Genomic DNA, 13,645 nt, shown 5'->3' on the forward strand with positions numbered 1-13,645 from the left:
TTTATTTAATGATTGTACGAAGCGCCTTTTTGACATCCTCGTGAATGATGTTGCCGACGACAATCGTATCGGCATACTGTGACATTTCCCGTGCCTGTTCTTTTGATGAGATGCCGCCGCCGTATATGACATGTGTGCTGCCGGCATGTTCCCTCACGATGTCCATCGTCCCCGGGTCACCGTAAATTCCACTGTACTCTATATACAGATACTCCGCTTTGTACAGCTTGTCTATCATATCGATATAGTGTGGCAGCATCTCAAGACTCACCGGCTCTGCCTCCGACTTTTTAAACGCTTTGCAGTCTTCGTTCAAAATGATGTATGGCAGCATTGAAATGTCTTCATAGTCAATCAGATGGCTGTACTCTTTGAGAGCTTCCAGCATCAATCCATGCTGCCATTTGATATTTGAAGTGTTGAATACACTCGGAATAAAGTAATGGTCGAACCCGGGCATGACGGCGTCCTTGCTGGTCACTTCGAGAGCGACGGACTTCGAGAACCTTCTGACCCTGGAGAGTGCATTCAATACATTATCCTCAGTCACACCATCCGTGCCGCCGACCAGGATCAGATCCGTATCGGATTCTGCCAACTTTTCCAAATCATCATCCGATATTTCCTTGGCGGGATCCAACTTGAATATATGCTTTGCATTTTTTAACATATTAAAAACTCCCAATAAATTTACGTAAAAATATTATATCATTTTCACGGGCATCTTTTTATTAATTATATGTGAAATGGTGAAAATATATAAAAACGTCATGATAAGAGAGACTTATCATGACGTTGGTTCAATCTATGCCCAAATACTCTTCAAGCACCACATCTTGTTCATATATTTCGGTTGCCGCTTCGACGCCGACGTATCTGATATGCCACGGTTCGTAATTCAGGCCGGTGATGTCTTCCTTCCCTTCCTGATAACGGACGATGAAGCCGTACTCATGCGCCACATCTTTCATCCAGGCATAGTCCGGCGTATCACCGAACTCGGTTGCGGCAATGGTCGCACTCTCCGCCGAACCGATATCGACAGCAAGGCCAGATTGATGTTCGGAATGGCCGGGCGGGAGCGTCAGTAGTTCCGCCTCTTCTCTGCCGAGGCGGCTGACGAAGTCATCATAGACGGCTTCCTGGTCCTGATACGAACGGAAACCGCTGACGATGACGAGGTCAAAGCCTTCTGCCGCCGCATCATCGATCAATTCGGTATACGCCTCGATGACTTCCGGTTCAACTCCCGGATTGTAGTCAGGCGGAAGGCCGTAATCGTGGTTGACGATTAAAATGTCATTGATATAAGTGACGCCGTCCACTTCTCTCCAGGTCGGTACGGCTAGCTCACTCACATCATATTCTTCGACCTTCTTATTAAAAGTATCAAACGGCTGTTCAGACGGTGCCTCCCCCGCTCTCCCGCATCCGGCCATCACTGAGAGCAATCCGATAATTAAAATTATACGGGTTGTAAAATTCACATCCACACCTCTTTTTATTTTACTCGAGGCCCGCACGTCTGAAGATGACATCGACACGCTGCAGGTGATGGTTTTCATCGAACAGTCCGTCGATTTCTTCCTGGGTGAGCACTTCAGTAATCCGTTCATCTGCTGAAATCAATTCTCTGAACGGCCGGCGCGTTTCCCATGACTCCATCGCTTTCGGCTGGACGAGGTCATATGCTTCTTCACGTGCGAGACCTTTATCGATCATTGTCAGCATGACGCGCTGGGAATACACGAGACCGAACGTCTTATCGATATTATTTTTCATGTTATCTTCAAACACCGTCAAGTTTGAGATGAGATTTGTAAATCTGTTCAACATATAGTTGAGAGCAATCGTCACGTCCGGCAGCATGACACGTTCAGCCGATGAATGGGAAATATCCCTTTCATGCCAGAGCGGCACATTTTCATAAGCCGTTGAAACATAGCCGCGTATCACGCGGGCAAGACCGGTCACATTTTCGCTGCCGATCGGATTACGTTTGTGCGGCATCGCACTGGAACCTTTCTGGCCTTTGCCGAACGCCTCTTCCACTTCCCGTGTTTCAGTTTTCTGAAGTCCGCGGATTTCCACTGCGAATTTTTCGATTGACGTCGCGATCAGCGCAAGCACGCTGATATAATGCGCATGACGGTCACGCTGCAGTGTCTGCGTGGACACTTCTGCAAACCCGAGGCCGAGATGTTCACATACGTACTCTTCAACTTCAGGCGGTATATTTGCGAATGTGCCGACGGCACCGCTCATTTTGCCCACTTCAATCTCTTCCCGTACGGCTTTAAAACGTTTCAGGTTACGCTTCATCTCCATATACCATAAGGCGAGCTTGATGCCGAACGTCGTCGGTTCCGCATGCACACCGTGCGTACGCCCCATCATCAAAGTGGTCTTATGCTCTTTCGCACGCCTGCCGAGCACTTCGATGAAACGCTCAAGGTCCTGCTCGATCACTTCATTCGCCTGCTTGATTATGTAGCTCTGCGCCGTGTCCACAACATCCGTAGAAGTCAGTCCGTAGTGCACCCATTTCTTCTCCGGCCCCAGTGTTTCCGACACCTGTCTTGTAAATGCCACAACATCATGACGGGTCTCCGCTTCTATTTCAAGTATGCGGTCCACATCAATCTTCGCATTCGGCCGGATATTCTTCACTTCATCTTTCGGGATGATGCCGAGTTCCGCCCATGCCTCCGCCGCCAGAATTTCAACTTCCAGCCAGGCTTTGTACTTATTTTCATCTGTCCAGACCGCTGCCATTTCATCTCTCGTATAACGTGAAATCATAAACGTTCGCTCCTTAAATTTTTATGCCCTTTCATTATAGCAGAAAATAAACTGCTTCTTTCCTTCATCCGGGCCATTTCTGTAAATTGCCGTGAAAAAACCGGAAGTTCCCTTCCGGCTTCTAATCTTCCATCCGTCTGCCTTCGAATTCTATCTGCTGATGGCTGACGACGCGTGTGCCATTCTCTTCTTTGAATACAGGCACTTCCGACCGTCTGACCGGCGAATAACCTTCAGCTTTCATCCTTTCCAGGCAGTCTATGATGGTTTCATTCTCTTCCACTTTAAATTTTTTCTTCTTTTTTTTGTTCGCCATTTGTTTCAGCCATTTCCTCTTCATATATTTCTTCTAAAACTTCTTCGACATTTTCCGGTTCATAATTTGCGACTTTGCGGCTGCTGACACCTTTCGTCCAGAAACCGCCGCTGATCGTCTTCGTTTCATAAGCGACGATGAATGCTTTGTCGTCGAGCTCCCTCACGGTTTCAATCAGTTTATTCTGATAGCGTCTCGGTGTTAAGATCTGCATCGTCGTCCGTTCGCCGTCACGGCCGTAGGCTGTGCCGTGTGTGACGCCGTAACCCAAAGCTCTCAATTGATTTGGGAGGTCCCGGTCGCGGTGCGCGGTTGTCACATTGACGACCATGTAGCCGAGCGCAAGTTTTTCTTCAATCTTCAACCCGCTCAGTATCCCGACTCCAAATCCGAGTGCATATGCAATGATGTTCACCGGCTGGTCTAAATTATCCAGCACCAGCCCAAGACCGATGATGTAGACCAGCGTTTCCAGAATACTGACTGAGGCTGCCATGTACCGGTAGCCTTTCGTCAGGGCGACGGTGCGTAAGGTCATGAAGCTCACGTAAAATATATTGATGACAAATATGACGATGACCATTAATATGGCACTTTGTGAAATCGTTTCAAACATCTTTCATTTTCCTTCCGGTTATAATTTAATCTTTATATGTGTGATACCGGTTGTAGGGCAGAACACGTTTATGCTCGGTTTTATCATACCAGTTGATAATCGTTTCATAATCGTGATCACTGATCTCCTGGCCTTCCAAAAAGTCATCGATTGCATCATATTTGACGCCGAGCGCCTCTTCGTCGCTCAGCATCGGACGGTCACTTTCGAGGTCCGCCGTCGGTATTTTCTTATACAGATGCTCAGGCGCACCGAGATGTTTTAAGATCGCCTGGCCCTGGCGTTTGTTCAAACCGACGAGCGGCGCGATGTCACATGCACCGTCACCGTGTTTCGTATAAAAGCCGGTCAGCGCTTCCGCTGCATGGTCGGCACCGAGCACGATGCCTTCCATCGCTGCTGCGACGGCATACTGCGCCTTCATTCTTTCACGTGCCTTCTCATTGCCTTTGATGAAATCGGATAATTCATAGCCCGCTTCCTTCAAAGCATCGACACTCGCATCCACCGATGCTTTGATGTTTATTTTCTGGACTGATGTCGGGCTGATGAACTCGACCGCATCCAGGGCGTCCTGCTTGTCCGACTGCTCGCCGTACGGCAGATTCAGTGCGTGGAATGAATACTTCTCTTCACTTTGTTCCGCATTTAACTCATCCACCGCCATCTGGGCAAGTTTGCCGAGCAGAGTGGAATCCTGACCTCCGGATATACCGAGCACCATTGATTTTAAGAACAAGTGTCCCTTCATATAATCTTTGATGAAATCGATGATTTCCCTCGCTTCCTCTTCAGGTGAAATTTCGCTCTTTGCATGCAGTGCATTTATAATCTCCTGCTGACGTGGTCTCATAACTCAATCACTCCAATTTTTTATTGCTTGCATCTTCTATCAGATCCTGTTTGATCTGCCACAACTTTTTCGACAGGTCGACAGGATACTCTTCCGGGTTCAAGAAACGCTTATACTCTTCCCATAAAATGGCAAGGTTGCTGTCAAGCCTTTCCTTTATCTCTTCCACCGTATTGGATTTATAAACCAATTTCCCCTCTGTAAAAATATCTTTTAACAATTCCACTTTTTCATAGGAATGGATCAGCTTGCGCTTGATCGTATGCACAGGGTGGAACATGAGAAGCGGTTCATCCGTATTCAGCACTTCATCATACTGCGTGATGTATTCCCCTTCACTCATGCCGGTCTGCTTATTGATGATGCGGTAGACATTTTTCTTCGCCGGCGTCGTCATCTTTTCCACATTGCCGGAAATCTTTATCCGGTCTTCAAATTTGCCGTCTTTGTTTTCAACTGCAACAAGCTTGTACACTGCGCCGAGCGCCGGCTGATCATAGGCGGTGATCAGTTTTGTGCCGATGCCCCAGCTGTCCACTTTCGCACCCTGGGATTGGAGCGACAAGATCGTCACTTCATCCAGGTCGTTCGATACGATGATCTTCGCTTCAGTGAAGCCTGCCTCATCCAGCATTTCACGCGCTTTTTTGGACAGGTATGCGATATCGCCGGAATCGAGGCGGATACCGATGAAGTTTATCTTATCACCCATCTCTCGCGCCACTTTGATCGCATTGGGTACGCCTGATTTTAATGTATCAAAAGTATCGACTAAAAAGACGCAGTCTTCATGGGTTGCTGCGTAAGCTTTGAATGCCTCATAATCATCGCCATATGTCTGAATCATCGAATGTGCATGTGTACCGCTCGGCGGCAGGTCGAAGAGCTTTGCAGCGCGGACATTACTCGTACCGTTGAAGCCGCCGATGATTGCCGCCCTCGCACCCCAGATGGCTGCATCAAATTCATGTGCACGTCTGGAGCCGAACTCCATCAGCTGGTCATGCGGTGTAACCTGGCGGATCCGGCTCGCTTTTGTCGCGATCAGCGTCTGATAGTTGACGATGTTGAGCAGTGCCGTTTCAACCAGCTGTGCTTCTGTCAGCGGCGCTTCCACCTGCACGAGCGGCATATTATTGAAGACCACCTGCCCCTCTTCCACTGCACGCAGATTCCCTGAGAACTTCAGACCTTTCAAATAGCCCAGAAACTCTTCGCTGTAGTCCTGCGACCGCAGGTATTCTATGTCCGAATCCGTAAATTTCAGGTTTGATATATAATCGATGATTCTTTCCAGTCCGGCAAAAACTGCGTATCCGTTTTCAAAAGGCATCTGTCTGAAATAAAGGTCGAAAATCGCAGTGCGGTTATGGATGTTCTGATTATAATAGACTTCTGCCATATTAATCTGGTATAAATCTGTATGAAGCATAAAACTGTCGTCCTCGTATTGATACATTGTTGGTCCACCCTTTCTATTACTTGCATATATCAGTTATAATTCAATCATAATCATTTTATCACAGGATAATCAGATTGGAACATTCTAACATCGGAGGTTTGCATGGATACAAACGGTTTCAGAAGAAAATTCATTATCCTATCTATCATAGTATGTATTTCCGGCTTTTCCCAAGGACTGCTTCTGCCTTTGATTTCATTCATATTTGAAAACCGTGGCATCTCTCCGACATTAAGCGGTCTGCATGCTTCCGGACTTTACATCGGAGTGTTCGTATCTGCACTGTTCATCGAGGCACCGCTTAGAAAATACGGGTACCTTCCAATGATCATTGCAGGCGGTGCCACTGTCGGCATATCACTGTTCTTATTCCCTTTTTTGGAAAATATATGGATCTGGTTTGTGCTGAGGCTGATTATCGGGGTGGCGGATAATGTGCTCCATTTCAGTACGCAGACCTGGCTGATCCAATCGACGCCGCCTGAACAGATGGGCAAAATCATTGCTTTTTACGGCCTGTTCTTCTCATTCGGCTTTATGGTCGGCCCGAAAGTCAGTGAGCTTGTCGTCATCAACGAGGCACTGCCGTTCATTGTCTCAGCGGTGCTGACCATGATTGCCTGGCCGCTCATATTCCTTCTGCCGGGGGCACGGGAGGAACGGCCGGTCGATGCCGGTGTGCCGAGCAGTTTCTTCAATACTTTGAAAAACTTCAAAGCGGTGATCATCACAAGCTGGGCATGTTTCCTGCTGCCGATGCTGTTCGGTATTTTCGAAGGCTCTTTGAACACGAACTTTCCGGTTTTCGCTCTCAGGAATGATTTTTTAGTTTCTGAAGTGACGTGGATTCTGCCGATGTTTTCTTTCGGCGCGATACTGCTCCAGGTGCCGATCGGCATTTTCGGTGACAGGGTCGGCCGCGGCAGGCTGATCAGCATATTGCTGGTGCTCGGCCTCGGTACTTTTTCACTTATGGAAGTCTATGACGATTCGTTTACCATGCTGATGGTTTTATTTGCTTTAGCGGGCATTTTTGTCGGTTCGATGTATTCTCTCGGCATCAGCTATATGGCGGATATGACGCCGGATTATAACCTGCCGGCGGGCAATTTGATTGCCGGCATGTCCTTCAGCATCGGCAGCATACTCGGTCCTGTGATCGGCGGTGCGGTCATTACGGGAACAGACGGCGCAATGTACTTTTTCTTCTTCGTCATTGCGATTTTGGCGGTTTTTATTTTGAATATTGTTTTTATGATCTCAAAAAGAAATTATGTAAAGGAATGATGATATGAAAAAAGCACTTTTGGTCATCGACTACTCTTACGACTTTGTGGCGCCGAACGGAAAATTGACTGCAGGAGAACCTGCGATTGCGCTGGAAGAGAGTATTGCCGATAGAATTGATGCGGCTGATAAAAATGACGAGGATATATTTTTCATGATGGATCTTCATTTTGAGAATGATACACATCACCCGGAACACAAGCTGTTCCCGCCGCACAACATTGCGGGGACTCCCGGCCGTGAGCTGTACGGCGAAGTTTTGGAAAAATATAAAGAAATCGAAGGTCAGAATAATGTGTTTTACCTGGATAAGACACGCTACAGCGCGTTCAGCGGCACACCGCTCCACCATCTTCTGCAGGAGCGCGGTATCGATACTGTCGTGCTGACGGGTGTCGTGACGGACATCTGCATTATGCACACGGCAGTCGAGGCATACAATCTTGGGTATAACATCATCGTGCCGGAATCATGTGTCGCTTCGTTCAATCCCGACGGACACAGAGTCAGCATGGAGCACTTTAAAAATACCCTGGGTGCAACAGTTGAACCATAGCAAGTACAGATTTCTAATGTTAAAATAAAATTATCATATTTTGAAAAGGAGTTTCATAATGGCAGTTAAAATTTTTGGACATCAAAACCCGGATACGGATACCATCACTTCTGCAATCGTACTTGCAGATATTGAAACTAAATTAGGAAATGATGTGGTGGCTGCGCGTCTTGGCGAAGTCAGCGCAGAAACACAATATGCACTCGATCACTTCAAAGTCGGCGCACCTGAACTGATTGAAAGTGTCGGCGAAGGCGATGATGTAATCCTGGTCGATCATAATGAATTCCAGCAGTCCGCTCAGAATATTGGACAGGCAAACATTTTAAAAGTTGTGGACCACCACCGTATTGCGAACTTCCAGACAGAATCACCACTCTACTACAGAGCAGAACCTGTCGGATGCACAGCTACCATCCTCCACAAAATGTATAAGGAAAATGATCTTGAGATCAGCCGGGAAATGGCCGGGCTCATGTTATCTGCAATCATTTCCGACACGCTGCTTTATAAATCACCGACAACGACTGATGAAGATTTGGCAGCAGGCGCGGCCTTGCAAAAAATCGCTGAAGTGGACCCGGAGGAATATGGTATTGAAATGCTGAAAGCAGGCGCTTCAACCAAAGACAAATCAGCTGAAGCACTGGTTACCGGCGATGCGAAATCATTCGAGATGGGACCTAAAACTACACGCATTGCACAGATAAACGTTGTCGATGTGGACGAGGTGCTGGCCCGCAAAGCAGAATTGACCGAAGCGGTGGAAAAAGAAATAGAAGCTGAAGGCTATGACCTGTTCGTACTCGTCATCACAAACATTTTGGAATCAGATTCAACAGTCATCGCACTCGGAGCAGATGCCAGCGTCGTCGAAAAAGCATTCGACGTATCACTCGATGAAGATACAGCATTATTAGAAGGCGTTGTTTCCCGTAAAAAACAAGTTGTACCGAATATTACGAAAGCACTGGGATAAGAGAGTTTTGGAGTTTGGAAGTTTGGGACCGGACAGAAATCGCGATTATAGCGGTTCTGTCCGGTTTTTATTTATCGAACCGGATGGAAATGACCGCGTGCCCGATTCTGTCCGGATTTCTGAGTGGATTACGGATGGGATACTGGATCGGAGCACTTCCATCCATTTTTCCACTCTTTTTCCGGACAGAATATTGCTTAGTGGGCTGACTGTCCCTTTTTGTTCAAGTATATTCGTAAGCTTTGAATGAATACATCAACATCGTGCGATTCCGACATCCCATTTCTCACGACACACTCCAAAATCGGCATCATCGTGCGATTCCAGCATCCCATTTCGCACGACACACTCCAAAACTGGCAGCATCGTGCGATTCCAGCATCCCATTTCGCACGACACACTCCAAAACCGGCATCATCGTGCGATTCCGGCATCCCATTTCGCACGACACACTCCAAAACTGGCAGCATCATGCGATTCCGACATCCCATTTCGCACGACACACTCCAAAATCGGCATCATCGTGCGATTCCGACACTGCAGATCTGCCACAGACATACCTGCAATGGCCTCACCAGTGTGAATCTCCCCTGAAAACACAAAAAAGAAGCCGATGCTCGGCTTCTTCTTTACATTGGAAGGCTATTTCCAAATAATAGTTGAAAGAATGAAAAAATGGTATGTCAATAATATAACATCAATTATCAGAAAAAACAATCTATTTTAAAAGTTTTTTATTATTCCGTAATCTTGCTTAAAATACTCGTTCTTCCCTCTTGCAGCTTTTCCTCTGAACATTCTCCTGAGATTTCATATCCGTAGTTGCCAATCGCATTGCTGAAGGATACTTCATCTATGTAATTTGTCAGCCCGGCCTCTTCAAAACAGGCTGGGTGCACAGTGACTTTCAATGTGTGATCGACGATGACTCTTTCTGTGTCGCTCGTCTCGGGCGCGACCGGTAAAACGAGTATTAAAACCACTGCTGCCAATAATATGATTAATACGATTAACTTCTTCATACTGTCACCTTTTTCTGATTGCTACGTTCATTTTAACATGATTTTTCAATAGGTAAATAAAACCCCGCCCTTGATTAATCGAACATACGTTCGTATAATGTAGGTAATTGGAAAATACAAAAGAGAGAGGGATTGTCATGGATTATCGTGATATGCCGAGAGAATCGCTGAATTCAAATATTCCAGAGGGCCGTGGCATGATCAAATGGGCGCCGTTTGCCACGATGCCGGAGCAATTTGAAAATGTCCGGAAACTGCAGGAAGATCAGGTGAAAATCCAGCGTCCCGAGTTGTCTGACGACCGTCTTGATGAAATCGACCGTACATTAAAAAAAGCACTTGCCTTAAAAAGACAAGTGCAGATCGAATATTATTATGACGGTCACCGTTTTTCCGTACGTTTGAAAATCATCTCTGTTGATGTCTGGAGTATGCTTGTCGTCGGTGAGAGAAATGATGACGGAGAGATGGTATTCATCTCTTTCATAGATATTTTAAATATTATTATGCTATGACAGCTGCTTGTCCAGGAAAAGCACAGGTTCTTTCTGGTAATCTGTTGCCAGCATCAGGTGATATGCAAGTACTGTCGTCGTGATTGCACCAATTCCTCCTGGAACCGGTGTGATATATGATGCTTTATCCTTGACTGCTTCATAGTTGACGTCTCCGACGAGCTTGCCTTCATCATTGAAGTTGATACCTACATCGACAACGATGGCACCCTCTTTTACGTGCGGTTCATCGATCAGGTTCACTGCTCCGGCCGCACTGATGATGATATCTGCGTTTTCACATTTTGCTTTCAGATCATCCGTATACAGGTTGCATGTCGTCACTGTCGCCTCCTGGTTCATGAGCAGGATGGACAGCGGCTTGCCCACAACGGCACTTGCACCCACAACAGTCACATTTTTACCTTTTAGGTCGATATCGTAAAACTTCAGCATTTCCATGACCGCAGCTGGTGTCGCAGGCTCAAGACGATCTTTTTCTTTAGTGATGAGTTTACCCATATTATCCGGTGTCATACCATCGATATCTTTGACCGGGTTCATGATTTCAACTACACGCTTCATATCGATATGCTCTGGAATCGGCTGAAGCAGTAAAATACCGTTAATATCATAATCTTCATTGATTTCTCTGAAACGGCTCAGGAAAGCTCTTGCCGAAACGTCTTCAGGAAAAGAGAAACGCTCTGTTTCAATACCTAATTTTTCAAAGCGTTTAACAGCCGCGTTTTCATAAGAAACCGAATCGGACAGGTTGCCTACTCTGACAAAAGCAATTTTAGGTGTAATACCCAGACTGTGTGATTTGTCAACGACCTCTTTGATCTCTTGTGATAATTGGGCGGCTACTTTCTTACCATCCATTATTGTAGTCATTTTTTGTACTCCTTTTCCAATCGTTATTTTAAGTCAATTGTATCATATATATACAGCATTCCTATTAAAAACATGCAACTGGGACACATCCCGGCTCGCCCGGGTTTTATTCCATAAAAAAAGGATACAGCATCTCTTTAATAAGATTTTGTACCCCTTCAAAATACTATTTTGTTTCACGGTGTAACGTGTATTTGTTTAATCTTGGGCAATATTTGTTCATTTCAATACGCTCAGGATTGTTTCTTTTGTTTTTAGTTGTAATGTAGTTGCGGTCACCACATTCAGTGCAGGCTAAAGTAACATTTACTCTCATCAATATTCCCTCCTATATAAGTTATTTAACGTGAGGTCTATCTCCTAATCAACTGGCCAGTTGATCACCTAAATCAATAGATGATTGGTATATTTTAAGACCCTCATTTTAGTCACCAATCTATTCTACATTCTTTACAATATTTTTTCAACTGATATTATTAATAAATTCATTAAATAATGATTGATTAATCGTAACTGTTACGATATAATTTTAAAACGTAATGATTCTCATTTAAAGGAGCCTGCATATTGAACAACTTTTTAAAAGTTATGACAACACTTATGTTATTGATATTCCTTGCTGCATGCAGTGATGAAGAAGGCAGCACCGAGGAGTCCGCTGAAAACATTGAAATTTATACGACAGTTTTTCCATTGAAAAGTTTTGCAGAACAGATCGGCGGTGACAGCGTCGAGGCACATACCATCTATCCGAAAGGTGTCGACGTCCATACTTATGAACCCACCCAGAAGGATATGATAGATTTTGCCGAAGGCGACCTCTTCATCTATACATCAGATGAATTCGACCCCGTAGCCGGCAGCATTAAAAATGCCGTGGGTGAACACAGCGCATTTCTGGCAGCAGCGGATAACATTGAAGATGAGAATCTGATGGAGCATGAGCATGATCATGAACACGATGATCACGCCGAACATGACCACGGTTCCACCGACCCCCACGTCTGGCTGGATCCGGTCCTCGCAAAGTCCATGGCTGAACAGATTAAAGATAAGCTGATTGAACTGAACCCTGACGCAGCATCAATTTATGAAGAAAACTATGAAACTTTGACTGCGGACCTCAGTGATCTCGATGAAGAGTTCGCACATGTGACCGAAGACACCATCCGTGACAGTGTCTATATTTCACATGAGTCCATCGGCTATCTCGCTGACAGATACCATTTTGAACAGGTGGCGATCAACGGCCTGAATAATGATGAACCCAGCCAGCAGGACCTGACCAGGATCGTTGACAGCATCGAGGAACAGAACATCAAATATATTCTGTATGAACAGAATGTCACTTCAAGCATTACGGATACCATACAGAATTCCACTGATACAGAGCCGCTTGAATTCCATAACCTTTCAGTGCTGACCGATGAAGATGATGAAGATTCGACTTATCAGTCCATCATGCGTGAAAATATTTCAATTCTCGATCAGGCGCTCAACGACGAATAAAAATACCGTACACATGAGTCTGCACCACTCACGTGTACGGTTATTTTTTATTGATTGAATTTAAGCCCTTCCCTTTTCAGCTGTTCCGTGAATTCCTTGATTTCATCCACATCTTTTTTCAGAAGGAAAACGATGATTGCAATTCCTGCTGCCAAAACCGCCAGTCCAATAATAAATAACTTGAACACCAGACCAATCAATCCTTTAATAAAATCCCACATCTTCAAAAACCTCCATTATAAATATTAATTTTGTAAATAAAAGGTAAAGAAACTATAGACAACCATTCGAAATAGGGTTAAAATGTAAATAGTTACATAAGTGATATTTCCTAATATATCCCCTGCATTCTTCTCCTAAGAGATTGCAGGCTTTTTTATTTTCATCAGCCTTCTATCACTTTGAAATGGACTTTTCTCGTCCTTGGACCATCAAACTCCGCAAAATACAGGCTCTGCCATGTACCGTAAATGATTTCACCGTTATGCACAATCAAAGTCTCACTTGCACCGACAAGAGAAGATTTCATATGCGAGTCCGAATTCCCTTCTGCATGCTGATATTCCTTTTTATTGTCAAAAGTCTTTTCCATCCCGTAAACCAGATCTTTTGTGACATCCGGATCTGCATTCTCATTGATCGTGATTCCAGCTGTCGTATGCGGCGTAAAAATCGTGATGATGCCATTACTGATCCCGCTTTTCTGCAGCACTTCCGACGCCAGGTGGTCAATATTGACGAATATATTCCGTGCAGATGTTTCAACATTGAAAGTAAAAAACATTTCGGCCTCCTCAATTAGAAATAATCTATTTGGGTATAATAATACTAGAATATTTAAAAGGAGTGTAC

17 protein-coding genes are annotated in these 13,645 nt (G+C 45.2%); 5 read left to right on the forward strand and 12 right to left on the reverse strand.

Annotation, left to right across the window (positions count from 1 at the left end):
* Position 1 precedes the first annotated feature (1 nt).
* From pcrB to ACY8DT_RS02605, 7 genes are all read right to left on the reverse strand, one after another.
* Entirely contained in the window at positions 2-670 is a 669-nt protein-coding gene (gene pcrB / locus ACY8DT_RS02575) for a heptaprenylglyceryl phosphate synthase (RefSeq protein ID WP_462421384.1), read from the reverse strand.
* Positions 671-800: 130 nt separating this feature from the next.
* Positions 801-1,487, reverse strand: a complete 687-nt coding sequence (locus ACY8DT_RS02580; RefSeq protein ID WP_462421385.1) for a M15 family metallopeptidase — start codon at positions 1,485-1,487, stop codon at positions 801-803.
* Positions 1,488-1,506: 19 nt separating this feature from the next.
* Positions 1,507-2,802 (reverse strand): adenylosuccinate lyase, encoded by a 1,296-nt coding sequence (gene purB, locus ACY8DT_RS02585; protein ID WP_462421386.1) that lies wholly within the window; start codon positions 2,800-2,802, stop codon positions 1,507-1,509.
* A gap of 121 nt (positions 2,803-2,923) precedes the next feature.
* A complete protein-coding gene (locus ACY8DT_RS02590) occupies positions 2,924-3,118 on the reverse strand; it encodes an NETI motif-containing protein (RefSeq protein ID WP_462421387.1) in 195 nt (64 codons plus the stop codon).
* A complete protein-coding gene (locus ACY8DT_RS02595) occupies positions 3,087-3,734 on the reverse strand; it encodes a DUF2179 domain-containing protein (protein WP_462421388.1) in 648 nt (215 codons plus the stop codon). Before ACY8DT_RS02595 ends, ACY8DT_RS02590 begins: the two co-directional genes overlap by 32 nt.
* Before the next feature lie 25 nt (positions 3,735-3,759).
* The gene (nadE, locus tag ACY8DT_RS02600; protein WP_462421389.1) at positions 3,760-4,587 is read right to left on the reverse strand and encodes an NAD(+) synthase; all 828 of its coding nucleotides are present in this window, start codon (positions 4,585-4,587) and stop codon (positions 3,760-3,762) included.
* A 7-nt stretch (positions 4,588-4,594) separates the two neighbouring features.
* Positions 4,595-6,046, reverse strand: a complete 1,452-nt coding sequence (locus ACY8DT_RS02605) for a nicotinate phosphoribosyltransferase (RefSeq protein ID WP_462421390.1) — start codon at positions 6,044-6,046, stop codon at positions 4,595-4,597.
* Between the two features lie 105 nt (positions 6,047-6,151).
* Between ACY8DT_RS02605 and ACY8DT_RS02610 the strand changes: the two genes are divergently transcribed.
* The 3 genes from ACY8DT_RS02610 to ACY8DT_RS02620 are packed head-to-tail and all read left to right on the forward strand — an operon-like array spanning position 6,152 to position 8,871.
* Complete coding sequence (locus ACY8DT_RS02610) at positions 6,152-7,336, forward strand: MFS transporter (RefSeq protein WP_462421391.1); 1,185 nt, start codon at positions 6,152-6,154, stop codon at positions 7,334-7,336.
* Positions 7,337-7,340: 4 nt separating this feature from the next.
* The gene (locus ACY8DT_RS02615; RefSeq protein WP_462421392.1) at positions 7,341-7,892 is read left to right on the forward strand and encodes a cysteine hydrolase family protein; all 552 of its coding nucleotides are present in this window, start codon (positions 7,341-7,343) and stop codon (positions 7,890-7,892) included.
* 55 nt (positions 7,893-7,947) lie between these two features.
* The gene (locus tag ACY8DT_RS02620) at positions 7,948-8,871 is read left to right on the forward strand and encodes a manganese-dependent inorganic pyrophosphatase (protein ID WP_462422211.1); all 924 of its coding nucleotides are present in this window, start codon (positions 7,948-7,950) and stop codon (positions 8,869-8,871) included.
* A gap of 737 nt (positions 8,872-9,608) precedes the next feature.
* Here ACY8DT_RS02620 and ACY8DT_RS02625 read toward each other — a convergent pair.
* Positions 9,609-9,893, reverse strand: a complete 285-nt coding sequence (locus ACY8DT_RS02625) for an alpha-amylase (protein ID WP_462421393.1) — start codon at positions 9,891-9,893, stop codon at positions 9,609-9,611.
* Positions 9,894-10,030: 137 nt separating this feature from the next.
* Here ACY8DT_RS02625 and ACY8DT_RS02630 point away from each other — a divergent pair, with 137 nt between their 5' ends.
* On the forward strand, positions 10,031-10,408 hold the full coding sequence (locus tag ACY8DT_RS02630) for a YolD-like family protein (protein ID WP_462421394.1): 378 nt from the start codon (positions 10,031-10,033) through the stop codon (positions 10,406-10,408).
* Here the strand turns inward: ACY8DT_RS02630 and ACY8DT_RS02635 are convergent.
* Together ACY8DT_RS02635 and rpmG are read right to left on the reverse strand one after the other, a co-directional pair.
* Complete coding sequence (locus tag ACY8DT_RS02635) at positions 10,403-11,284, reverse strand: bifunctional 5,10-methylenetetrahydrofolate dehydrogenase/5,10-methenyltetrahydrofolate cyclohydrolase (protein WP_462421395.1); 882 nt, start codon at positions 11,282-11,284, stop codon at positions 10,403-10,405. The two genes, ACY8DT_RS02630 and ACY8DT_RS02635, sit on opposite strands and share 6 nt — an antisense overlap.
* A 166-nt stretch (positions 11,285-11,450) precedes the next feature.
* Positions 11,451-11,600, reverse strand: a complete 150-nt coding sequence (gene rpmG / locus ACY8DT_RS02640) for a 50S ribosomal protein L33 (RefSeq protein ID WP_072710665.1) — start codon at positions 11,598-11,600, stop codon at positions 11,451-11,453.
* 251 nt (positions 11,601-11,851) lie between these two features.
* On the opposite strand from rpmG, the gene ACY8DT_RS02645 reads away from it, so the two are divergent.
* Positions 11,852-12,793 (forward strand): metal ABC transporter solute-binding protein, Zn/Mn family, encoded by a 942-nt coding sequence (locus ACY8DT_RS02645; protein ID WP_462421396.1) that lies wholly within the window; start codon positions 11,852-11,854, stop codon positions 12,791-12,793.
* Between the two features lie 47 nt (positions 12,794-12,840).
* Here ACY8DT_RS02645 and ACY8DT_RS02650 read toward each other — a convergent pair whose 3' ends face one another.
* The gene (locus ACY8DT_RS02650) at positions 12,841-13,014 is read right to left on the reverse strand and encodes a hypothetical protein (protein ID WP_462421397.1); all 174 of its coding nucleotides are present in this window, start codon (positions 13,012-13,014) and stop codon (positions 12,841-12,843) included.
* Positions 13,015-13,178: 164 nt separating this feature from the next.
* On the reverse strand, positions 13,179-13,577 hold the full coding sequence (locus ACY8DT_RS02655; RefSeq protein WP_462421398.1) for a secondary thiamine-phosphate synthase enzyme YjbQ: 399 nt from the start codon (positions 13,575-13,577) through the stop codon (positions 13,179-13,181).
* Between the last annotated feature and the right edge of the window lie 68 nt (positions 13,578-13,645).

The organism is Salinicoccus sp. Marseille-QA3875, from assembly GCF_054950095.1.

Excerpts from the sequence above, each read along its gene's own strand:
- pcrB (WP_462421384.1), bottom strand. The coding sequence starts at position 670 with ATGTTAAAAAATGCAAAGCATATATTCAAGTTGGATCCCGCCAAGGAA.
- purB (WP_462421386.1), bottom strand. The coding sequence starts at position 2,802 with ATGATTTCACGTTATACGAGAGATGAAATGGCAGCGGTCTGGACAGAT.
- ACY8DT_RS02590 (WP_462421387.1), bottom strand. The coding sequence starts at position 3,118 with ATGGCGAACAAAAAAAAGAAGAAAAAATTTAAAGTGGAAGAGAATGAA.
- ACY8DT_RS02595 (WP_462421388.1), bottom strand. The coding sequence starts at position 3,734 with ATGTTTGAAACGATTTCACAAAGTGCCATATTAATGGTCATCGTCATA.
- nadE (WP_462421389.1), bottom strand. The coding sequence starts at position 4,587 with ATGAGACCACGTCAGCAGGAGATTATAAATGCACTGCATGCAAAGAGC.
- ACY8DT_RS02605 (WP_462421390.1), bottom strand. The coding sequence starts at position 6,046 with ATGTATCAATACGAGGACGACAGTTTTATGCTTCATACAGATTTATAC.
- ACY8DT_RS02610 (WP_462421391.1), top strand. The coding sequence starts at position 6,152 with ATGGATACAAACGGTTTCAGAAGAAAATTCATTATCCTATCTATCATA.
- ACY8DT_RS02615 (WP_462421392.1), top strand. The coding sequence starts at position 7,341 with ATGAAAAAAGCACTTTTGGTCATCGACTACTCTTACGACTTTGTGGCG.
- ACY8DT_RS02625 (WP_462421393.1), bottom strand. The coding sequence starts at position 9,893 with ATGAAGAAGTTAATCGTATTAATCATATTATTGGCAGCAGTGGTTTTA.
- ACY8DT_RS02630 (WP_462421394.1), top strand. The coding sequence starts at position 10,031 with ATGGATTATCGTGATATGCCGAGAGAATCGCTGAATTCAAATATTCCA.
- ACY8DT_RS02635 (WP_462421395.1), bottom strand. The coding sequence starts at position 11,284 with ATGACTACAATAATGGATGGTAAGAAAGTAGCCGCCCAATTATCACAA.
- rpmG (WP_072710665.1), bottom strand. The coding sequence starts at position 11,600 with ATGAGAGTAAATGTTACTTTAGCCTGCACTGAATGTGGTGACCGCAAC.
- ACY8DT_RS02650 (WP_462421397.1), bottom strand. The coding sequence starts at position 13,014 with ATGTGGGATTTTATTAAAGGATTGATTGGTCTGGTGTTCAAGTTATTT.
- ACY8DT_RS02655 (WP_462421398.1), bottom strand. The coding sequence starts at position 13,577 with ATGTTTTTTACTTTCAATGTTGAAACATCTGCACGGAATATATTCGTC.